General features: G+C 67.2%; 16 protein-coding genes and 1 tRNA gene. 8 read left to right on the top strand and 9 right to left on the bottom strand.

All coding sequences use genetic code 11. The annotated features are described in order from the left end of the window. The first annotated feature begins 70 nt into the window (after positions 1-70). Positions 71-1,699, top strand: a complete 1,629-nt coding sequence (pgi, locus tag ACK4I0_RS06325; protein WP_409609104.1) for a glucose-6-phosphate isomerase — start codon at positions 71-73, stop codon at positions 1,697-1,699. Positions 1,700-1,762: 63 nt separating this feature from the next. Here the strand turns inward: pgi and ACK4I0_RS06320 are convergent, their stop codons facing one another. After that, positions 1,763-2,191 carry a hypothetical protein gene (locus ACK4I0_RS06320; RefSeq protein WP_409609102.1) on the bottom strand — a complete coding sequence of 143 codons (429 nt, stop codon included), beginning with the start codon at positions 2,189-2,191 and terminating at the stop codon, positions 1,763-1,765. A 256-nt stretch (positions 2,192-2,447) separates the two neighbouring features. Here ACK4I0_RS06320 and ACK4I0_RS06315 point away from each other — a divergent pair, with 256 nt between their 5' ends. Both ACK4I0_RS06315 and groL read left to right on the top strand, forming a co-directional pair. Then, positions 2,448-2,735 carry a co-chaperone GroES gene (locus ACK4I0_RS06315; RefSeq protein WP_135062067.1) on the top strand — a complete coding sequence of 96 codons (288 nt, stop codon included), beginning with the start codon at positions 2,448-2,450 and terminating at the stop codon, positions 2,733-2,735. A 51-nt stretch (positions 2,736-2,786) separates the two neighbouring features. After that, positions 2,787-4,436, top strand: a complete 1,650-nt coding sequence (groL, locus tag ACK4I0_RS06310) for a chaperonin GroEL (RefSeq protein WP_409609100.1) — start codon at positions 2,787-2,789, stop codon at positions 4,434-4,436. Between the two features lie 138 nt (positions 4,437-4,574). Here the strand turns inward: groL and odhB are convergent, their stop codons facing one another. The 6 genes from odhB to ACK4I0_RS06280 form a co-directional block, all read right to left on the bottom strand. After that, positions 4,575-6,077 (bottom strand): 2-oxoglutarate dehydrogenase complex dihydrolipoyllysine-residue succinyltransferase, encoded by a 1,503-nt coding sequence (gene odhB / locus ACK4I0_RS06305; RefSeq protein ID WP_409609098.1) that lies wholly within the window; start codon positions 6,075-6,077, stop codon positions 4,575-4,577. Positions 6,078-6,123: 46 nt separating this feature from the next. Beyond that, positions 6,124-9,108, bottom strand: a complete 2,985-nt coding sequence (locus tag ACK4I0_RS06300) for a 2-oxoglutarate dehydrogenase E1 component (protein ID WP_409609096.1) — start codon at positions 9,106-9,108, stop codon at positions 6,124-6,126. Positions 9,109-9,366: 258 nt separating this feature from the next. Beyond that, positions 9,367-10,269 carry a succinate--CoA ligase subunit alpha gene (sucD, locus tag ACK4I0_RS06295; protein ID WP_409609094.1) on the bottom strand — a complete coding sequence of 301 codons (903 nt, stop codon included), beginning with the start codon at positions 10,267-10,269 and terminating at the stop codon, positions 9,367-9,369. Between the two features lie 45 nt (positions 10,270-10,314). Next, positions 10,315-11,505, bottom strand: coding sequence for an ADP-forming succinate--CoA ligase subunit beta (gene sucC, locus ACK4I0_RS06290; protein WP_409609092.1), 1,191 nt, complete (start codon positions 11,503-11,505; stop codon positions 10,315-10,317). 96 nt (positions 11,506-11,601) lie between these two features. Continuing rightward, the gene (locus ACK4I0_RS06285; protein WP_409609090.1) at positions 11,602-13,137 is read right to left on the bottom strand and encodes a spinster family MFS transporter; all 1,536 of its coding nucleotides are present in this window, start codon (positions 13,135-13,137) and stop codon (positions 11,602-11,604) included. A gap of 155 nt (positions 13,138-13,292) precedes the next feature. Then, positions 13,293-15,533: a TonB-dependent receptor gene (locus ACK4I0_RS06280; RefSeq protein WP_409609088.1), complete on the bottom strand. Its 2,241-nt coding sequence runs from the start codon at positions 15,531-15,533 to the stop codon at positions 13,293-13,295. Positions 15,534-15,707: 174 nt separating this feature from the next. Here ACK4I0_RS06280 and ACK4I0_RS06275 point away from each other — a divergent pair, with 174 nt between their 5' ends. After that, a complete protein-coding gene (locus ACK4I0_RS06275; protein WP_409609086.1) occupies positions 15,708-16,427 on the top strand; it encodes a TetR/AcrR family transcriptional regulator in 720 nt (239 codons plus the stop codon). Beyond that, positions 16,424-17,182: a LytTR family DNA-binding domain-containing protein gene (locus tag ACK4I0_RS06270; protein WP_409609084.1), complete on the top strand. Its 759-nt coding sequence runs from the start codon at positions 16,424-16,426 to the stop codon at positions 17,180-17,182. The genes ACK4I0_RS06275 and ACK4I0_RS06270 overlap by 4 nt, the downstream gene beginning before the upstream one ends. Here the strand turns inward: ACK4I0_RS06270 and ACK4I0_RS06265 are convergent. Together ACK4I0_RS06265 and ACK4I0_RS06260 are read right to left on the bottom strand one after the other, a co-directional pair. Continuing rightward, positions 17,179-18,636 (bottom strand): carotenoid oxygenase family protein, encoded by a 1,458-nt coding sequence (locus tag ACK4I0_RS06265; RefSeq protein WP_409609082.1) that lies wholly within the window; start codon positions 18,634-18,636, stop codon positions 17,179-17,181. The genes ACK4I0_RS06270 and ACK4I0_RS06265 overlap by 4 nt on opposite strands. 23 nt (positions 18,637-18,659) lie before the next feature. Next, positions 18,660-19,226 carry a DUF2141 domain-containing protein gene (locus ACK4I0_RS06260; protein ID WP_409609080.1) on the bottom strand — a complete coding sequence of 189 codons (567 nt, stop codon included), beginning with the start codon at positions 19,224-19,226 and terminating at the stop codon, positions 18,660-18,662. A 99-nt stretch (positions 19,227-19,325) separates the two neighbouring features. On the opposite strand from ACK4I0_RS06260, the gene ACK4I0_RS06255 reads away from it, so the two are divergent. The 3 genes from ACK4I0_RS06255 (at position 19,326) to ACK4I0_RS06245 (ending at position 20,911) form a co-directional block, all read left to right on the top strand. Continuing rightward, positions 19,326-19,402, top strand: a tRNA-Arg gene (locus ACK4I0_RS06255). A gap of 256 nt (positions 19,403-19,658) precedes the next feature. Next, positions 19,659-19,904 (top strand): hypothetical protein, encoded by a 246-nt coding sequence (locus tag ACK4I0_RS06250; protein WP_409609243.1) that lies wholly within the window; start codon positions 19,659-19,661, stop codon positions 19,902-19,904. Beyond that, entirely contained in the window at positions 19,805-20,911 is a 1,107-nt protein-coding gene (locus ACK4I0_RS06245; RefSeq protein ID WP_409609078.1) for a nucleotide sugar dehydrogenase, read from the top strand. The genes ACK4I0_RS06250 and ACK4I0_RS06245 overlap by 100 nt, the downstream gene beginning before the upstream one ends. The last annotated feature ends 48 nt before the right edge of the window (positions 20,912-20,959 follow it).

Here is a 20,959-nt window from a genome sequence, read left to right as displayed (position 1 = left end):
GGATTGAACCGGCTTACGCCTGGACCGTAAACGAGGGCTTATGACCTCCCTGACTTCGTTGGAGCCGACCATGACCGACCCGACCGCAAACGCCCTGACCATCGACACGGCCTGGGGCGCGCTGACGGCGGCGGCGCAAGGCGACGGGCGGATACCCATCCTGGATCAATTCGCGGCCGACCCGGAGCGTCTGGCGCGGTTCAGCGTGGAAGCCGCCGGCCTGCATCTGGATCTTTCGAAGCAGTCCTGGAGCCGCGAGGGGTTCGTCGCGGCCCTGGCCCTGGCGCGCGCCGCAGATGTGGAAGGCCGCCGCGCCGCCCTGTTCGGGGGCGAAGTGGTCAATCCGACCGAGGGCCGGGCGGTGCTGCATCCGGCGCTGCGGGCCAGCGCGGGCGCCGGCTTCAAGGCCCTGGGCGAACCCGTCTCGGCCGAGGTTGAGGCGGTGCGGGCCGAGATGCGCGCCTATGCCGAGGCTGTGCGCACCGGATCCGAACGTAGTGCCACGGGCCAGCGCTTCGAGACCATCGTCCACGTCGGCATCGGCGGCTCGGATCTGGGGCCGCGTCTGATCTGGGACGCGCTTCGCCCGATCGACGCGGCGCTGGACCTGCGGTTCGTGGCCAATATCGACCCCCGCGAGATGGCCGAGACCCTGGCCGGGGTGGACCCGCGAACGACCCTTGTCGTCGTCGTCTCCAAGACCTTCACGACCCAGGAGACGCTGGCGAACGCCGTGCTGGCGCGCGACTGGCTGAAGGCCGCCCTGCCGGAAGAAGGGTTGGATCGGCACTTCATCGGCGTCACCGCCGCGCCGGACAAGGCCATGGCGTTCGGCTGCGGGCGGACCTTCGGGTTTCGCGACTGGGTCGGGGGGCGGTATTCGCTGTGGTCGGCGGTGGGCCTGTCCTGCGCCATCGCCCTGGGCTGGAATGTCTTCCAGGGCCTGCTGGACGGCGCGGCCGCCATGGATACGCATTTCTTGGAGGCGCCGCTCGAGGCGAACGCCCCGGTGCTGATGGCCTTGGCGCAGATCTACAACGTCGATGGGCTGAACCGGCCGGCGCGGACGGTCGCGCCCTACGCCCACGGCCTGCGCCGCCTGCCCAGCTTCCTGCAGCAGTTGGAGATGGAGTCGAACGGCAAACGGGTGCGGCTGGACGGGCGGCCGGTCGAGCGCCAGACCTGCCCGGTCGTGTTCGGCGAGCCGGGCACCAACGGTCAGCACGCTTTCTTCCAGCAGATCCACCAGGGCCCAATGACCGTCCCGGCCGAGTTCGTGGTCTTGCGCCGCACCCTGGGCGACGCCGTCGAGGCCCCGCTGTGGGCCAACGCCCTGGCCCAGGCCCAGGCCCTGATGATCGGCAAGACCGAGGATCAGGCGCGGGAGGAGCTGCTGGCCTCGGGCGTCGCGGCGGAAGAGGCCGACCGCTTGGCGCCGCACAAGGCGTTTCCGGGCAACCGGCCTTCGACCACCATCGTCATGGATCGCCTGACGCCGCAGGCGCTCGGGGCCCTTCTGGCGCTGTATGAGCACAAGACCTTCGTCGAGGGCGTCCTCTGGGACATCAACAGCTTCGACCAGTGGGGCGTGGAACTGGGCAAGGTTCTGGCGAAAGCGATCCTGACGGATGCGCACGGCGGCCAGGTGTCGGAAAGCCTGGACCCCTCGACGGCCGACCTGCTGCGTCGCCTCAGCTGAACCCAAAAGAAAACGGGCGCCGAAGCGCCCGTTCCCTCATCTCGTTCTCGATGCGCCGTCGTTCTACCAGCGACGGTCGTAGCGGTAGTCGCGGCGATAATCGCGACGGTCGTGGCGGCTATTGTAGCGGTGGTCGCGATAATCGCGACGCTGCTGCCAGCGCGGGTCGCGGCTGTTGATGCCATGTTCCCGCTCCCAGTGGCCCTGGTTCCGGTAGCACTGGCCGCCGCGGTAGTATTCGCAGCCCGAGCCGCGATTGGTGGCCGTAGCGCCGACCGCAGCACCAGCCAGGGCGCCGCCGGCGATATAGCGGCCGTCGCCATTGCCGATCAGAGCGCCGGCCAGGCCGCCGACGACGGCGCCGACGACGGCGTCACGGCCGGTGTTGTCGCGGTCGCGGTCCCGATACTGGGCGGCGGCGGGGCTGGCCGCGGCCATGGTCAGAGCCACGGCGCCCGCGGCGAGGATGCCCGTCTTCATCATCTTGGTCATGTCCGTCTCCTTGGTCCATGGCCGAGGGAATTCCCGGCGTTGCACCTTTTCTAAGACAGCCGGCTTGAACGTCCCCGGAGCCCTGCGTTCATTCTCGGTTCATCGAGCGGCCGGAAATCCAGCCCGAAACGCGCCTCGCCCGCCTTGACTCGACCCCTTCGTCTGCCTACCTCCGGCGGCGTTAGCACTCGACGGCTCTGGCTGCCAAACGGCGCTCCGTCGGGCGTATCGACAACCCTTTAGAGGAAACATGCAGATGGCGTTTCGTCCCCTCGGCGACCGCGTGCTGGTCAAGCGCGTTGAAGAAGAGTCCAAGACCAAGGGCGGGATCATCATCCCCGACACGGCCAAGGAAAAGCCCCAGGAAGGCGAAGTCGTCTCCGTCGGCCCCGGCGCCCGTGACGACAAGGGCGTGGTCAACGCCCTGGAGCTGAAGGCCGGCGACCGCATCCTGTTCGGTAAGTGGTCGGGCACGGAAGTGAAGATCGACGGCGACGACCTGATCATCATGAAGGAATCCGACGTCCTGGGCGTGCTGTCGTAAGACGCGTCTGACCGGTTTCCCTTACATCCCAATTAGATAGGAGCTGCCCGCATGGCCGCTAAAATCGTACACTTCAACACCGACGCTCGCGACAAGATGCTCAAGGGCGTCAACGTACTAGCCAACGCCGTCAAGGTGACCCTGGGGCCCAAGGGCCGCAACGTCGTGATCCAGAAGTCCTTCGGCGCGCCGCGCTCGACCAAGGACGGCGTGTCGGTCGCCAAAGAGATCGAGCTGGAAGACGCCTTCGAGAACATGGGCGCCCAGATGATCCGCGAAGTCGCTTCGAAGACGAACGACAAGGCGGGTGACGGCACCACCACCGCGACCGTCCTGGCTCAGGCCATCGTGCAAGAGGGCCTCAAGGCCGTCGCCGCCGGCATGAACCCGATGGATCTGAAGCGCGGCATCGACAAGGCCGTGACCCTGGTCCTGGAAGACATCAAGAACAGCTCCAAGCCGGTTTCGAACAACTCGGAAATCGCCCAGGTCGGCACCATCTCGGCCAATGGCGACTCGGAAATTGGTGAGCTGATCGCCCAGGCCATGGCCAAGGTCGGCAACGAAGGCGTCATCACCGTCGAGGAAGCCAAGACCGCCGACACCACCGTCGACGTCGTCGAAGGCATGCAGTTCGACCGCGGCTACCTGTCGCCCTACTTCATCACCAACGCCGACAAGATGGAGGCCGTCCTCGAAGAGCCGCTCATCCTGCTGTTCGAGAAGAAGCTGACCTCGCTGCAAGCCATGCTGCCGATCCTGGAAGCCGTGGTGCAGTCGGGCCGTCCGCTGCTGATCATCGCCGAGGACATCGAAGGCGAGGCCCTGGCCACCCTGGTGGTCAACAAGCTGCGTGGCGGCCTGCGTGTCGCCGCCGTCAAGGCTCCGGGCTTCGGCGACCGCCGCAAGGCTATGCTGGAAGACATCGCCATCCTGACGGGCGGCCAGGTCATCTCGGAAGACCTGGGCATCAAGCTCGAGTCGGTGACCCTGGACATGCTCGGCAAGGCCAAGAAGGTCTCGATCACCAAGGACGACACCACCATCGTCGAAGGCGTGGGTGAGAAGGCCGACATCGAAGGCCGCGTGGCCCAGATCAAGCGCCAGATCGAAGACACCACCTCGGACTACGACAAGGAGAAGCTGCAAGAACGTCTGGCCAAGCTGGCCGGCGGCGTCGCCGTGCTCCGCGTCGGCGGCTCGACCGAAGTCGAAGTGAAGGAAAAGAAGGACCGCGTCGACGACGCCCTGAACGCCACGCGCGCCGCGGCTGACGAAGGCATCGTTCCGGGCGGCGGCATCGCCCTGCTGAAGGCCTCCAAGATCTTGGCCGACGTCAAGGGTGACAACGCCGACCAGAACGCCGGCATCGCCATCATCCGCCGCGCCCTGCAGGCTCCGATCCGCCAGATCGCCGAAAACTCCGGCGTCGAAGGCTCGATCGTGGTCGGCAAGGTGCTGGAGAACAACGACCCGTCGTTCGGCTTCAACGCCCAGACCGAAGAGTATGGCGACCTGGTCAAGATGGGCGTCATCGACCCCGCCAAGGTGGTCCGAACGGCTCTGCAGGACGCGGCTTCGGTTGCTGGTATCCTGATCACGACCGAAGCGGCCGTGGCCGATGCGCCGAAGAAGGCCTCCGGCGGCGGCGCCCCCGACATGGGCGGCGGCATGGGCGGCATGGGCGGCATGGACTTCTAAGGAAGTTCATCGGCTCACTGAGAATGAAGGGCGGCGTCTTCGCGGACGCCGCCCTTTTTCGTGGACCGCCGCCAAAGCGGGCGACAAAAAAACCCCGGGGATCACCCCGGGGCTTCGTTGTTTCGAGGGTCGTCGGACCTAGAGGTCCAGCAGAGCCCGCTGCGGGTCTTCCAGCAGTTCCTTGACGCGCACCAGGAAGGTCACCGCCTCCTTGCCGTCGACCAGGCGGTGGTCGTAGCTGAGGGCGATGTACATCATCGGGCGGATCTTCACCTCGCCGTTCACCGCCATGGGGCGCTGGACGATGTTGTGCATGCCCAGGATGCCGGACTGCGGCGCGTTCAGGATCGGCGTCGACATCAGCGAGCCGTAGGTGCCGCCGTTGGTGATGGTGAAGGTGCCGCCCTGCAGCTGGTCCAGCGTCAGGTCGCCGTCACGCGCGGCCTTGCCCAGGGCGCCGATGCCCTTTTCGATGCCCGCCAGCGACAGCTGGTCAGCGTCGCGCAGCACCGGCACGACCAGGCCCTTGTCGGTGCCGACGGCCACGCCGATGTCGTAGTGGTTCTTGTAGATGATGTCCGTGCCGTCGATCTCGGCGTTGACGGCGGGAATCTCCTTCAGGGCGGCGACGACCGCCTTGGTGAAGAAGCTCATGAAGCCCAGCTTCACGCCGTGGCGCTTCTCGAACACATCCTTGTAGGCGGCGCGCAGGGCCATGACGTTGGTCATGTCCACCTCGTTGAAGGTAGTCAGCTGCGCGGCCGTATTCTGCGATTCCTTCAAGCGGCGAGCGATGGTCTGACGCAGGCGCGTCATCTTCACGCGCTCTTCGCGCGGGCCGGTTTCACGCGGCGCGGACGGCGCAGCGGCCTTGGGCGCCGGCGCGGTCGCGTCCGAGCCGATGGCCGCGAGCGCATCGCCCTTGGTGATGTTGCCCTTGGGCCCGGTAGCCGCGATGGCCTTGGGGTCCAGGTTGTTCTCGGCGACGACGCGCTGGACGGCCGGCGACAGCTTGTCGCCGGAAACCTGAGCCGAGCCGGTGTTGGCCGACTTAGCCGGGGCGGCGGCCTGCGGGGCGGACGCCGCGCCCGAGGCCGAGACGGAGCCGATCTTCTGGCCCGGGGTGACGGTCGCGCCCTCGTCGGCCTCAATGGTCAGGACGCCGTCGACCGGCGACGAGACTTCGACCGCGACCTTGTCGGTCTCGATCTCGACCAGCAGTTCGTCCTTCTTCACCGCCTCGCCGGACGTCTTGAGCCACTTGCCCATCGAGCCCTCGGCGACGCTTTCGCCCATGGTCGGGACATTGATGGCGACGGCCTCGGAAGCGGCGTCGGTCGGAGCGGCCTCGGCCTTGGCCGGTTCCGCCTCGGCTTTCGACTGAGCGGGGGCCGCGGCGGCCGCGCCGCCCTCGGACACCGAGCCCAACACCGCGCCCGGCGTCACCGTGTCGCCCTCGCCAAACTTGATCTCGCCCAGCACGCCGTCGGCCGGCGCCACGACCTCCAGCGAGACCTTGTCTGTTTCCAGCTCGACCAGGACCTCGTCCTTCTTGACCGGCTCGCCGACCTTCTTCGACCACTTGGCGATGGTCGCCTCGGATACGGATTCGCCAAGGGCGGGGGTCAGGATGTCGGCCATGTCGTCGGTCTCGTGCGGGTGCGTCTGTATCGGGGCGGCTAGTTGATTATCGGGCGAAGGCTTCGGTGGTGAAAGCCTCGAGTTCCTTGAGGTGTCGGCTCATCAGGCCTGCGGCGGTCGAGGCCGAGGCCGGGCGGCCGACATAGCGGGCGCGCTTGGCCTTGATGTCCATCTTCTCCAGTGTCAGCTCGATCCACGGATCGACGAAGGTCCAGCCGCCCATGTTCTTGGGCTCTTCCTGACACCACACCAGCTCGGCGTTGACGAAGCGGGCCAGCTCCTTGCGCAGCGACTGGATCGGCCACGGATAGAACTGCTCCAGGCGCAGGATGTAGACGTCGTCCACGCCTTGTTTCTCGCGGGCGTCGAGCAGGTCGTAATAGACCTTGCCCGAGCAGAGAATGACCCGGCGGATGTCCTTGTCGGGGCGGATGCTGACGCCGGCAACCTCGGGCCGCGTCTGGGCGTCGTCGTGCAGCACGCGGTGGAAGGCGCTGCCCTCGGCCATGTCAGCCAGGGTCGAGACCGCCTTCTTGTGACGCAGCAGCGACTTGGGCGTCATCAGGATCAGCGGCTTCCTGAACGACCGGTGCATCTGGCGGCGCAGGATGTGGAAATAGTTGGCCGGCGTCGTGCAGTTGGCGACCTGCATGTTCTCTTCGGCGCACTGCTGCAGGAAGCGCTCCAGGCGGGCCGAGGAGTGTTCGGGCCCCTGCCCCTCGTAGCCGTGCGGCAGCAGCATGGTCAGGCCGCTCATGCGCAACCACTTGCGCTCGCCCGACGAGATGAACTGGTCGATCACCACCTGGGCGCCATTCACGAAGTCGCCGAACTGGGCCTCCCACAGCACCAGGCTGTTCGGGTCGGCCAGCGAATAGCCGTACTCGAAGCCCAGCACCGCCTCTTCCGACAGGGCCGAGTCGATGACCTCGAAATGAGCCTGCCCGTCGCGCAGGTTGTTGAGCGGGATGTAGCGGGCCTCGGTCGTCTGATCGATGATGCCCGAGTGGCGCTGCGAGAAGGTGCCGCGCACTGAATCCTGGCCCGACAGGCGCACCGGATAGCCCTCGTCTAGCAGCGACGCGAAGGCCAGGCTCTCGGCGGTGGCCCAGTCGATGTTCTGGCCGCTGTCGATGGCTTCGCGGCGGCCGTCGATCACGCGCTTCAGCGTCTTGTGGGCGTCCACGTCGTTGGGCAGCGTGGTCAGGCGGTGGCCATAATCGCGCAGCTTGTCGGCCGGCACGGCGGTTTCACCGCGCTGTTCTTCCTTGGGCGCCTGGAGGCCCTGCCACTGGCCGTCCAGCCAGTCGGCCTTCTTGGCCTCGAAGCTCTTGCCGGCATCGAATTCAGCGTCGAGGAAGGCCTCGAAGCGCGCGATCTCGGCGTCGACCTCGCCCTGGCTGATGACGCCCTCTTCGATCAGGCGCTTGGAGTAGATCTCGCGCGTGGAGGCCTGCGCCCGGATCTTCGAATACATCAGCGGCTGGGTGAAGGTCGGGTCGTCACCTTCGTTGTGACCGAAGCGGCGGTAGCAGAACATGTCCACCACCACGTCCTTGTTGAACTTCTGGCGATATTCGGTGGCCACCTTGGCGGCGAAGACGACCGCTTCCGGGTCGTCGCCGTTCACGTGGAAGATCGGCGCCTGGACCATCAGGGCCACATCCGACGGATAGGGCGACGACCGGCTGTTGCGCGGGCTGGTGGTGAAGCCGATCTGGTTGTTGATGACGAAGTGCAGGGTGCCGCCGGTGCGGTAGCCCTTCAGTCCCATCAGGGCGAAGCACTCGGCCACCACGCCCTGGCCAGCGAAGGCGGCGTCGCCGTGGATCAGCAGCGGCACGACCTTGGTGCGGTCCAGCGCCCATTCGGCTTCGGCCTTGCCGGCGTTGGCCTCTCTGATGTCGAACGCCTGCTTGGCGCGCGCCTTGCCCAGCACGACCGGATTGACGATCTCTAGGTGCGACGGGTTGGCGGTCAGCGACAGGTGCACCGTGTTGCCGTCGAACTCGCGGTCCGACGAGGCGCCCATGTGGTATTTGACGTCGCCAGAGCCCTCGATGTCCGACGGGACGGTCGAGCCGCCCTGGAACTCGTGGAAGATGGCGCGATAGGGCTTGCCCATGACGGCGGCCAGGGTGTTCAGGCGGCCGCGGTGCGCCATGCCCAGCACGATCTCGTCGACGCCCAGGTTCCCGCCGCGCTTGATCACCTGCTCCAGAGCCGGGACCATGGCCTCGCCGCCGTCCAGGCCGAACCGCTTGGTGCCGGGGAAGCGCTTGTGCAGGAAGCGTTCGAAGCCTTCGGCTTCGATCAGCTTGTTCAGGATGGCCAGCTTGCCTTCCTTGGTGAAGGCGTTCTTCTCGAACTTGTCGGGCCCTTCGAAGCGCGCCTGGAGCCAGGACTTCTCCTCGGGCTCGGCGATGTGCATGTACTGGATGCCGATGTGGCCGCAGTAGGTGCGCTTCAGGATCTCCAAAACGTCACGGATTGTGCCGGTCTGCAGGCCCAGAACGCCGTCCAGATAGATCGGGCGGTCCAGGTCGGCACCGGTGAAGCCGTAGAACTCGGGCGTCAGCTCGGGGTTCTGGACAGGCTGTTCGATGCCCAGCGGGTCCAGCGTCGCCTGCAGGTGGCCGCGCACGCGATAGGCGCGGATCAGCATCAGGGCGCGGATGGAATCGTGGGCGGCGGCCTTGATCTCGTCGGCCGAGGTCGGCGCGGATTTGGCCGGGGCGGCGCCGGGCTTCTTGGGATCGGGCTTCGGCTCGGGCCAGCGGCCGTCAAAGACGCCGGTCTCTTCGGTCGGCTCTCCATTAACCGAGCGGCCCCAGGCGCCGGCGGCGGCGGCCTGTTTCACCTGGTCGGCGTTGTCGCGCAGCTGGTCGAAAAAGGCGCGCCACTCGTCCGACACCGAGGCGGGGTTCGCGGCCCACTTCGCGTGCAGATCTTCGAGGAAGGCGGCGTTGGAGCCGTAGAGGAAGGCGGTCTCTGCAAAGACCTGGTTCAGCCGTCCGGCGTCGTCAGCCATTGTTCTTGTCAGTCCCTTGGACCCGCACGCGCACGTCTGCACGTAGGCGGTGTGCTCATATAGGCGCTGTTTCCTTATGGGTCATGACCGAAGCGGGGCGATTCGGCGGGAAATTGGTCGCAAACGGCAAAGAAAAACGCCTCCGGCGCGAACCGGAGGCGTTTCAGGCGGAAAAACCGCCTCATCAACTCGAAGGCGCTCAAGCCGCGAGCGACCGCGTCGCGAGCATAGCGCCCGCGCGAAGCGCCGCTGAAGGGCTCAGCCCTTCAGCACTTCAACAAGCGTCTTGCCCAGGCGCGCCGGCGAAGGCGAGACCTTGATGCCGGCCGCTTCCATGGCTTCGATCTTGGAGCCCGCATCGCCCTTGCCGCCCGAGACGACCGCGCCGGCGTGGCCCATGGTGCGGCCTTCCGGGGCCGTGCGGCCCGCGATGAAGCCGGCCATCGGCTTCTTGCGGCCCTTCTTGGCCTCGTCGATCAGGAACTGGGCGGCGTCTTCCTCGGCCGCGCCGCCGATCTCTCCGATCATGATGATGGATTCCGTGGCGTCGTCGGCCAGGAACATCTCCAGCATGTCGATGAACTCGGTGCCCTTGACCGGGTCGCCGCCGATGCCGACGGCCGTGGTCTGGCCCAGGCCCTCGTTGGTGGTCTGGAACACGGCCTCATAGGTCAGGGTGCCCGAGCGCGAGACGATGCCGACCGAGCCCTTCTTGAAGATCGAGCCCGGCATGATGCCGATCTTGCACTCTTCGGGGGTCAGCACGCCGGGGCAGTTGGGGCCCAGGAGGCGCGAGTTGGAGCGGTCCAGCCGCGCCTTGACCCGCACCATGTCCATGACCGGGATGCCCTCGGTGATGCAGGTGATGAAGGGGATTTCGGCCTCGATGGCCTCGATGATGGCGTCGGCGGCGCCCGCCGGCGGGACGTAGATCACGGTCGCGTCGGCGCCGGTCACGTCGCGGCCCTCGGCCACCGACGCGAAGATCGGCAGGCTCTCGCCGTGCGAGCCGGTCCAGGTCTGGCCGCCCTTGGCCGGATGGATGCCGCCGACCATCTGGGTGCCGTAGTAGGCCAGCGCCTGTTCGGTGTGGAAGCTGCCGGTCTTGCCGGTCAGGCCCTGGACCAGGATCTTGGTGTTCTTGTCGACCAGAATGGACATGTGTCTGTGCTCTGAATTCGTGCGTGTCTGGGGCGGTCGGGTCGCTTAGGCGACCGCCGCGACGATCTTCTGGGCGGCGTCGTCCAGGTCGTCGGCGGCGGTGATGGCCAGGCCCGACTCGTTCAGGATCTTCTTGCCCAGCTCGACATTGGTGCCTTCCAGGCGGACGACCAGCGGCACCTTCAGGCCCACTTCCTTGACGGCCGCGACCACGCCTTCGGCGATGACGTCACACTTCATGATGCCGCCGAAGATGTTGACCAGGATGCCCTCAACCTTGGGGTCGGCGGTGATGATCTTGAAGGCCGCAGCGACCTTCTCCTTGGACGCGCCGCCGCCGACATCGCAGAAGTTGGCGGGCTCCTTGCCGTACAGCTTGATGATGTCCATCGTCGCCATGGCCAGGCCCGCGCCGTTGACCATGCAGCCGATGTTGCCGTCCAGGGCGACATAGGCGAGGTCCCACTTGGAGGCCTCGATCTCCTTGGCGTCTTCCTCGGTCTCGTCACGCAAGGCGCGGATGTCCTCGTGGCGGAACAGGGCGTTGCCGTCGAAGCTGACCTTGGCGTCCAGCACGCGCAGGCGGCCGTTCTCCATGACGATCAGAGGGTTGATCTCCAGCATGGCCATGTCCTTCTCGACGAAGGCCTTGTAGAGCGCCGGGAACAGGGACTTGGCGTCCTCGGCGGCGTCGCCCGTCAGCTCCAGCGCTTTGGAGATGGCGGCCACGTCGGCGTCGGTCACGCCGGCTTCCGGATTGATGGCGATGGTGTGGATCTTCTCGGGCGTGTCGTGGGCGACCGTCTCGATGTCCATGCCGCCTTCGGTGGAGACGACAAAGGCCACGCGGCCGACCGAGCGGTCCACCAGCAGCGACAGGTACAGTTCACGGGCGATGTCGGCGCCGTCTTCGATGTACAGGCGGTTGACCTGCTTGCCGGCCGGGCCGGTCTGGGCGGTCACCAGGGTGTTGCCCAGCATTTCCCTGGCGTGGGCGACGGCTTCCTCGATCGAAAAGGCCAGACGGACGCCGCCCTTGGCGTCGGCGCCCAGTTCCTTGAACTTGCCCTTGCCGCGCCCGCCGGCGTGGATCTGCGACTTCACGACATAGAGCGGGCCGGGCAGCTGCTTGGCGGCCGCTTCGGCCTCGTCGGCCGAGGTGATCGGAACGCCCGCCGCGACCGGGGCGCCGAAGCCCTTGAGGACCTGTTTGGCCTGATATTCGTGAATGTTCATGGACCGACGCCCTGACCGCTTGAGAGAGAGTTGCGGCGCTTATAGGCGTCGGCCCTTCGCAGGCGCAACAGGGGTATGGCGCGAACGGCGGGGCCTTTAGTCGACCCAGTCCTTCTTGAGGGTGCGCGACGCGCCGATCAGCAGCATGGACGCCAGAACATAGAAGCCCATGCCGGTGTAGATCGCCCAGCGCAGGCTCTCGTCGCCGAAGCGGGGCGCCAGCAGGTCGCTCATCCAGCCGAAATAGTAGAAGCCGACGGCGATCCCCAAGAGGTTGTTGATCAGCAGGAACAGGGCCGAGGCGGTCGAACGCATGGGCGCCGGCGCGATGTGCTGGATCGCCGCCGTGATCGGTCCCAGCCACGCCAGATTCAGCCCGGTCGGGATCAGGAAGATCAGGAAGGCCAGCGTCAGCTGCTGCGCCTGCGACCCGCCGCCCGGCAGGACCAGGCCGATCAGCCAGGGCGAGTTCATCGCCAGAATGAAACAGGGCGCCGAGATCAGGAAGGCGATCGCGGGCGTCAGCGGATAGGCGCCCTTGCCGCGGCTGGCCAGCTTGTCGGCGATCATGCCGCCCATCCAGATGCCGACCAGGCCGCCGATCAGGGCGATGCCGGCGTAGTACCAGCTGGTCTGGGCCAGGGTCAGGTCGAAGCTGCGCATGAAGAACAGCGGCAGCCAGCCGGCCACGCCATAGCCGCACACCGACGACGAGGCGGCGCCCAGGGCCAGAAGCCAGAAGCTCTTCTTGGGAATGACCACCGAGGCGGTGACCCGCGCGACGTGCAGCGATACGCCGATGACGATGGCCAGCAGGCCTCCAAAGCCGGCGACCAGCGGGTTCAGCCCCAGGCCGGCGAACTGCGCCAGCGCCGCCAGGACGAGGCAGCCCGCCCCCAGGCCCAGCATGATGCGCGAGGCGATGCGGCCGACGCGGTCCGAGACGTTCACGGGCGGTTGGGCCGCCACCGGCGCGGCGTCCACGGGCGCGGCGGGCTGGATCACCTTGGGCGCATCGGACCCGCCGCGCTTGGGATCGCGCACGGTCAGGCGCAGGATAGGCGCCACCAGCAGGCCGATCAGGCCGACGACGATGAAGGCGGTGCGCCAGCCGTAGGTTGCGGCCAGGAGGCCGCCCACGAGGGTGCCCGCAGCGGTCCCCAGCGGAATGCCGAAGGCGAAGGCCGCCAGCGCCCGCGCGCGCTGTCTCGGCGGGAAATAGTCCGCGATCAGCGAATAGGCGGGGGCTACGCCGCCGGCCTCGCCTACGCCGACGCCCATGCGGAACAGGAACAGTTGGCCGAACGAGCCCGCCACGCCGCACAGGGCGGTGAAGCCTGACCAGACCGCCAGGGCGCCGGTCATGATCCACACCCGGCTGGCCCGGTCCGCCAGGGCGGCCAGTGGAATAGCCAGGGTGGAATAGACCGAAGCGAAGGCGATGCCGCCCAGCAGGCCGAACTGGCTGTCCGACAGGCCGAACTCCGCCTTCAGCGGCGCGGCCAGGATGCCGATGATCTGCCGATCCAGGAAGTTCAGCATATAGACGAGGATCAGCACCCCCAGCACATAGAAGCGGTAGCCGGGCGAGGCCGGAGCCGTTTCGGGCGGGGTCGCGGAGGCGGCGGTCATGGGCGTGTCCTCGGATGCGGTTGCGGCGTCTTGGCTGGCCGCTTGCGGACGACGGTAAGCGCGACAGGCCCCCGGCGCCAAGAAAAAGGGCGGCGGCCCGTCGGGACCGCCGCCCGGATCACTTTCGGATCAGGCTTTCAGGAGAATACGGGCGATCAGAACTTCAGCCCCAGGGTCGCCGTGACGGTGCGCGGCGGGCCGTAGAAGGCGATGATCGAGTCGCCGGTCAGCGCGCCGGGGAAGTTGTAGCCGCCGATCTTGTAGCGCTCGTCCGAAAGGTTCTTGCCGTGCACGCCGAAGGTCAGGCGGTCGTCGGCCGAGGTCCACACGACGCTGGCGTCGTACAGCCAGAAGCTGTCGCTCTGGTCCAGCAGCGGAGCCGGCGTCTCGAACTGCTGATAGGCGCCGCGATAGGCCGCCGAAGGCAGGAACGAGATCATCGAACCGTCGCTCAGGAACAGGTTGTAGGTCGCCCCGATCGAACCGGTCCATTCCGGCGTGTTCTGGAAGTCACGCGCGTTCGAGACATCGACGAAGCAGCCCGGCTGCGTCGGGCAGGTCGCGTTGAGCGGGCCGGTCGGGATGTAGGCCAGGAACTCGTCGAACTTGGCGTCGATGTAGCTGAGCGTGCCCTGGAAGGTCAGGGCCGGGGTGGCGCGCAGGCGGCCCTCGAACTCCCAGCCCCGGATCGAGGACGATCCGACGTTGTCCACCACCGAGGCGACGGTCGCACCGGCCGGGTACTGGGTCGTGATCTGCTGATCTTCATACGACGAGTCGAAGATCGCCGTGGCGAAGGTGAAGCGGCGGTCGAACAGCGAGCCCTTCAGGCCGATCTCATAGGTCTCGACGATCTCGGGATCATAGCCGTTGACGGTGTCGGGATAGAGGACGGCGTCGCCGCGCATGTCGAAACCGCCCGACTTGAAGCCCTTGCCCCAGGAGGCATAGGCCGTCAGGTCCGGGCCAAACTTGTAGCTGGCCGAGACACGCGGCGTGAACTCTTCAAACTCGCGCGTGGCGGTGTAGTCGGTGCGCGGCCCGCCCAGCGGCACGGCGGCGTTATTGCCGAAGTCGGGGCTGCGGATGCCGAGATACTGCTGGCGGAAGACGGTTCCGGTCTTCTCGTCGTGGGTGAAACGGCCGCCGACGGACAGCGACAGGGCGTCGGTCACGTCCAGGCTGACGTCGCCGAAGACGGCGTAGCTCTTGGTGTCCACCGAGCCCGCAGTCAGGGTCGTCAGATTGGCCAGGCCCACCACGGTGTCGAAGGCGCCCGAGGCCGTGGCGTCCATGTAATAGACACCGGCGACGGCCGACCAGCGGTCGCCGGTCAGCAGCGCCTGGAATTCCTGGCTGAACTGCTCGTCGTCATAGCGCGCAGGAATGTCCAGGATCGGCCCGGGCAAGTTATCGAAGTCGATGTTTCCGCGCGTGAAGCCGTCGCGCGCGGCGGTGATCGACTTCAGGGTCAGCCAGTCGTTGACGGCCCATTCGCCAGTCAGCGACAGCCCCTTGGCCACCACCTTGTTGGTGTCGCCGGCGCCGGCGGCCGTGTCGTACGGATCGGTCGGGCTGGGGGCGGTTTCGCGGTGACCGTGGCGGGCGTTGGAGTCGTCCTTCACGATGTCGCCGGCCAGACGGAAGAACAGGCTGTCGGTCGGCGTCCATTCCGCGCTGGCGCGGAAGGCGGTGACGTCCTTGTTGTAGTGTTCGTTGCCCGTGTTGAGATTCACGCCGTAGCCGTCGCGCAGATAGCGGCCTAGCGAGGCCGACACGGCGAAGTCTTCGCTGAAGGGCAGGGCGGCGGTGGCGACGAAGTCGCGCTGATCATAGCTGCCGTACGAGGCGCGGATCGAACCTTCCGGCTCGTCGACGTTGATCCGGCGGGTGACGTATTTGATCGCGCCACCGATGGTGTTGCGGCCATACAGCGTGCCTTGCGGCCCGCGCAGCACCTCGATGCGCTCGACGTCAAAGATGTCCAGAACGGCGGCCTGCGGACGCGCCACATAAACGTCGTCGATGTACAGACCGACGCCGGGGTCGAAGCCCCACAGCGGGTCCTGCTGGCCCACGCCGCGGATGAAGGAGATCAGGGTGGAATTCGATCCGCGCGCCGCATTCAGCGTCAAGCTGGGGGTCGAACGCGCCAGTTCGGTGATGTCGATGGCGCCGCGCGCCTCCAGCTGCTCCCCCGAGACGGCGGTGACGGCCACGGGCACGTCCTGCAAGCTTTCTTCGCGACGGCGCGCGGTGACGACGATGTCCTCGACGGACGCGGCCTGCTCGTTCTGCTGCTGGGCGCGAGTCTCCACGCTTTGCGCTGCGGCCACGCCTGAAATCGCGGTCCAGGCCGCGCCCGCCATGAGGGCGGTCTTCACCAGTCTGTTCATCTGCATCCCAATCTCTGTTTCCAGCCCGATGACGCTTTTATTCAGCGTTCAATGATTTTCGTGAAACTGACCAGCTTTCGCCATGATGTCAAACGGCCACGCTTTTGGACGGGTTGGATCATCCACCGCTGTGGCGCCATTGCACCGCTTGGCGGAGCGCGCTTAGCTGCCTCCATGACTGCGCCGAAGGCCACTGCTGACCCGTCCAAGCCCGCTCGTCGCGGTCGACCGCCCAAGACCCAGGCGCGCGCCGCCGGCGAAACCCGAGACTCGATTCTGGACGCCGCCGAGGACCTGTTCTCCAAGCACGGGTTCTACGGCGTCACCATCCGCGAGGTGGCGCGCGAGGCCGGCGTGGATACGGCGCTGGTTCACTATTATTTCGGGGCCAAGCGCGACCTGTTCGACGCCGTCTTCGTGCGGCGCGCCCAGGTGTGGAACGACGAGCGCATGGACGCCATCAACCGCTACGCCGAGGCCCATGGCGAGGCCATGACGCTGGAGGGACTGCTCGAAGCCTTCCTGCGCCCGCCCTTCGAATGGTCGCTCAAGGGCGGCCCCGGCTGGAAGCACTATTCCGCCCTGGTGGCCCAGACCAACGCCAATCCGACCTTCGGCGGCGAGACCATGGCGCGCTATTTCGACCCGGCCATCCTGCGGCTGATCCAGTTGCTAAAGCGAGTGTTGCCCCAGGCGCGAGAGACCGACCTGTACTGGGCCTGGCATAATCTGTCGGGCGCCCTGACCCTGACACTGGGCGAAACCGGGCGGCTGGACCGACTGTCGGGCGGCCTTTGCCGGTCGGGCGACCTGGAAAGCGCCTGCGCCTACATGGTCCGCTTCTCGGCCGCCGGCTTCCGCGCCGTCTGCGATCCCGAGACCCGGCCGCAATGACGCCGAAGTCCGAAGCCTGGCGGCGGATCGCACGCGGTCTGGGCGTCGCCGTGGCGGCCGGCGTCGTGCTGTCGCTGACCGGGGCGTTCGGCAGCCTCGCGGCGCCGCTAGGTGCGCGCCTGGCCTACTGGATCCCGATCATGATCCTGGGCGGCCTGTGGGGCCACCTGTGCTCCGTGATGATCGACCGGTTCATCGACCTGGACGAGCGGCCCTGGCTGCAGGTGATCGTGCTGACCCTTGTGATCAGCGGACCGCTGGTGGTGCTGGTCTGGGCCGCGACGGGGCTGGCCTTCGCCGGGCGATTGTACGCCCCGACCGCCATGGGCCAGCTGTTCTTTCCCGTCGTGGTGATCACCGCCGTGGTCAGTGCGATCAACGTCTTCACCGGCCGTCGCGCACAGCCGGTTCAGACCCATCAGGCGCCCGAGAGCCGGCCCGCCGCCCGCTTTCCCGCCCGCCTGCCGCCTCGTCTGCGCGGCGCGGCCATCCATGCTGTCCAAGCCGAGGATCACTATCTTCGCATCCACACCGACCGAGGCTCGGACCTGATCCTGATGCGCCTGTCCGACGCGCTGGAGGAGTTGGAAGGGTTGGAAGGCGCCCAGACCCATCGCAGCTGGTGGGTGGCCAAGGACGCCGTGCGCGACATCCAGCGCGGCGACGGCCGCGCCGCCCTGACGCTGGAGGGCGGCGTGGTCGCCCCCGTCAGCCGGCGCTACGCCCGTGCTCTGCGAGAGGCCTGCTGGTACTAGGCAGCCTTCCAGTTGCCATGGAAGGCGGCGGGCAGGGCCACGTCCGCCCGCCAGGTCGCGACCGGTCCGGCCGCGACATCGGCCATGTCGAAGACGTGCAGCTCGGTCACACCGGCCTTGAGGTTGATGGTCGGTCCCAGCAGCCAGGCGTCGGCCTCGTGCACCGCTCCGGGACGGGCGACGGGGATCATCTCGTCCACCACATGGCCGTCGCCGAAGTCGAAGGTGCGCGTGCGGCCCGTCGACCAGTCCGTGACGCCGACGCCGGTGGCCAGCGGCCGGCCGGGCGTTTCACCCGCCGTATGCACGCTGAAGCGCCGCGCCTCGCCGGCCAGACGGGACAGACCGCGCGGGAACTCGGCCGCCACCCCAGTTCGTTCCAGCCGGCCCGGCCCATTGAGCGGCAACACGGCCAGGGCCAGCTCCGCCGGTCGCGCGCCTGAGGATTGGCCGTTCAGCAGGTTTGAGGCGCCGGTGGCGGCGAAGCTCATGTCCCGATGGGCGCAGACGTCGAAACGGATCTCCCCGTCCGCCGTCTCCCAGGCGTCGCCAAGGTGGAAGAAGCCGAACGCCTCCAGCTCGACCACGCGCCGGCGGCTCAGGTCCGCCTTATCGACGATCAGGACCTGGGTCCCCGCCTCCGGGCGCCAGTCATAGCTGTGGCTGACCGGCATGACGTCGCGGATTTGAACCCAAGGCTGGAGCACGATCACCAGATGGCGGGCCGTGGCAGTGAAGTCGTGGACATAGCTGGCCCGCGGCAGATCGATCAGCTGGGCGTCCTCCAGCGCGCCGTCGGACGCCAGACGCCAGACGATGGCGCGGTTTCCGCTCATGCCCAGGTTCCAGATGCGGCCGTCCGGCTCGATGCGCGGATGGGCCAGGAAGGGCATGGCTTTCAGATCGGGCCGCAGGGTGACGAAGTCTCGCGTCGCCAGGCTGTCGGCGTCCATGGCCAGAGGCGATCCACCTTCCCACAAGGCCCAGACCGCGTCGCCGACCGGTATAACCGAGGTGTTGGCCGCATTGGCGTCGTCGGGTCCGCCCAGCTCGGCGCGCGGATCGGCGGCTGTGCCGAAGCCCGGCATGACCATGGCGTCCAGCCGGCTTTCCTGCCGGCGCTTGGGCGTATCGGCGAAGCGCGCCGCCAGGTTGGCCTGGCCGTCCTGAATGCGGAATCGACGCATCATGCCGTCGCCGTCGAACCAGTGGGTCGCCGCCCCGCCCGGCCGCCGAAACTTGGCCGGGCCGTTGCGATACAGAGAGCCGGCCAGGCCCTCGGGCGCCCGGCCGTGCACCAGCTCCAGAGCGCGCGGCGCCACGTCGGTATCGACGTCGGCCGTGGCCAGCGACCAGTCCGAGGCGACATTCAGGGCGTGCGCGGCCCAGCTGACATCGGGCGTGGCGACCAGGGCGGAGGCGCCGATCATGAAGGCGCGGCGGTTGGGGCGCATGGCGATCTCCTTGCAGCTTCGCTTCAGCGCAGCACGATCGACTGGGCGGTGTCGCCCGACACGCTGAAGCGCGCCCGCTCCCAGTTGGCCGGCCCCATGTTGCCCACCGCATTGTTGGAGAAGGCGAAGGGCTCGGTCGGCATGCCGAACGGATTGGCGTCCATGCGGCCGTTGTCGTTCAGGTCGTGATAGATCTTGGCGGCGTACTGGCCGGTAGGCAGGCCCTCGAAGACGGCGCCCGTCGAGGCCGCATCGCCCTTGAGCTCGGCGACGCGCACCGGCTGGCCGCGCCCGGCATAGGCCTCGGCGCTGTCGAACAGCGCCACACGGATCGTGCCCTGCGCGGCGGCGTCAAAGGTGAAGGCCACGGCGGCGGGCGTCGCCTCCTGCAGGGGCGAGGCGGACAGGGCGGCGGCGAGAACGAGGGCGGACAGGATCATCTGCGGGGCTCCGGGTTTATGAAAAGGCCCGAACCGCCGGGCCTCGATGACCGGACCCTGAGCCGGCCGCCACCAGCCCACCATGCCGTTTGCGGCGGCGACCGCCTCGTCTTCGCCGATGACCACCGCCGTCCGTTCGCGAAGCGCCAACGCCCACCGCCCCGCGCCCGCCGACCGCGTCGATCATCCTGGGGATTGAGGCGTCCTCACCCATGCTGTAAGCAGCCGCTCCGGCCTCGCGCCGCAGACGCACCCGTAGCTCAGCTGGATAGAGTACTGCCCTCCGAAGGCAGGGGTCAGAGGTTCGAATCCTCTCGGGTGCGCCATCTTTCCGACACTCGCCCTCACGAGTGTCCAGCGAAGTCAGATGATTATGGTCAAGCTTCGGCTTCGTGCGCGCTGCCAGCCCGTGCGACACTCCACCGCACCCTGCGGCAGGGCGTTCGTATCAAACGTGGTCTAAAGGGCGGCGCCTGACCACTTCTAGTAGAGAGTTTCGCCTTGGCAGATGGTGCACATCCTGGACGTCTTTCCGGGACAGAGTTCAAACGCAAGGTCGATGAGCGCGCTCTGACCGTCGCCGTGGTCGGCCTGGGTTATGTCGGTCTTCCGCTGATGATGCGCTTCAGCGAAGTGGGCTTTCCCGTCATCGGGCTGGACGCCAGCGGCGAGCGGGTGGACCTGCTCTCGGAAGGGCGATCGCCCATCCGTCAATCGCCGACAGCGCCGTGCAGACCCTGGTCGACAACGATGGCTGCCGCTTCACCAGCGACTATTCGGTTCTGGAGGAAGCCGACGCCGTCATCGTCTGCGTGCCCACGCCCCTGACCGCCAACCGCACGCCGGACATGTCCTATGTGGCTGACGCCGCCGAAGCGTTGCGGCCGCATTTCCGGCCGGGCCAAGTGGTCGCGCTGGAATCGACCGTCTATCCCGGCGCGACCGAGGAGTTCTTCCTGCCTGCTCTTGAGGCGGAAGGTCTGGTGGTGGGCCGTGACATCTTCCTGGCCTATTCGCCGGAACGCGAAGATCCCGGCAACGCCCGCTTCTCGGCGCACAACACGCCCAAGGTCTGCGGCGGCCACACCGAGAAGTGCCTGGAACGCGCCAGCTATCTGTACGGCAAGATGACCGACCAGGTGGTCGAGGTTTCGTCCATGCGCACGGCCGAGATGACCAAGCTGCTGGAGAACATCCACCGCTGCGTGAACATCGGCCTGGTCAACGAGATGAAGATCGTCGCCGACCGCATGGACATCAACATCCACGAGGTCATCTCGGCGGCCGCCACCAAACCCTTCGGCTTCACCGCCTATTGGCCCGGCCCCGGTCTGGGCGGCCACTGCATTCCGATCGACCCCTTCTACATGACCTGGAAGGCGCGCGAGTACGGCATCGATACCCGCTTCATCGAACTGGCCGGGCAGGTGAACTCCGCCATGCCGGAATTCGTGGTCAGCAAGGTGCTCAAGGCGCTCAACGACGCGTCCAAATCAGTGAACGGCAGCCGCATTCTGATCTGCGGCCTGGCTTACAAGAAGAACATTGACGACCTCCGCGAGAGCCCGGCTCTCGAGATCATCCACCAGCTCTCGGCCATGGGCGCCGACCTGGTTTACGACGACCGCTACGTCACCGATCTGAACCGTCATGAAGCGCCCGAGGGCATCGCTCAGGTGGACGCCGAGGCCGAAGGCTTCGCCGCCTACGACTGCATCGTCATCACCACCGACCACGACTATTACGACTATGCCCGCATTCAGCGCGAGGCACAGGCCGTCGTGGACACGCGGGGTCGTTATCGCAAGATGTTCGAAGGTCTGTACTGCGCCTGACGCGGCACGAGGGGGGATAGGACGTTGCTACGGGGTTCCGGGTCGGCT

Origin of the sequence: Brevundimonas sp. (genome assembly GCF_046295775.1) — a bacterium.
GTDB lineage: Bacteria > Pseudomonadota > Alphaproteobacteria > Caulobacterales > Caulobacteraceae > Brevundimonas.
Note: the sequence above shows the minus strand (reverse complement) of the source record. Positions and strands in the feature narration are given on the sequence as shown.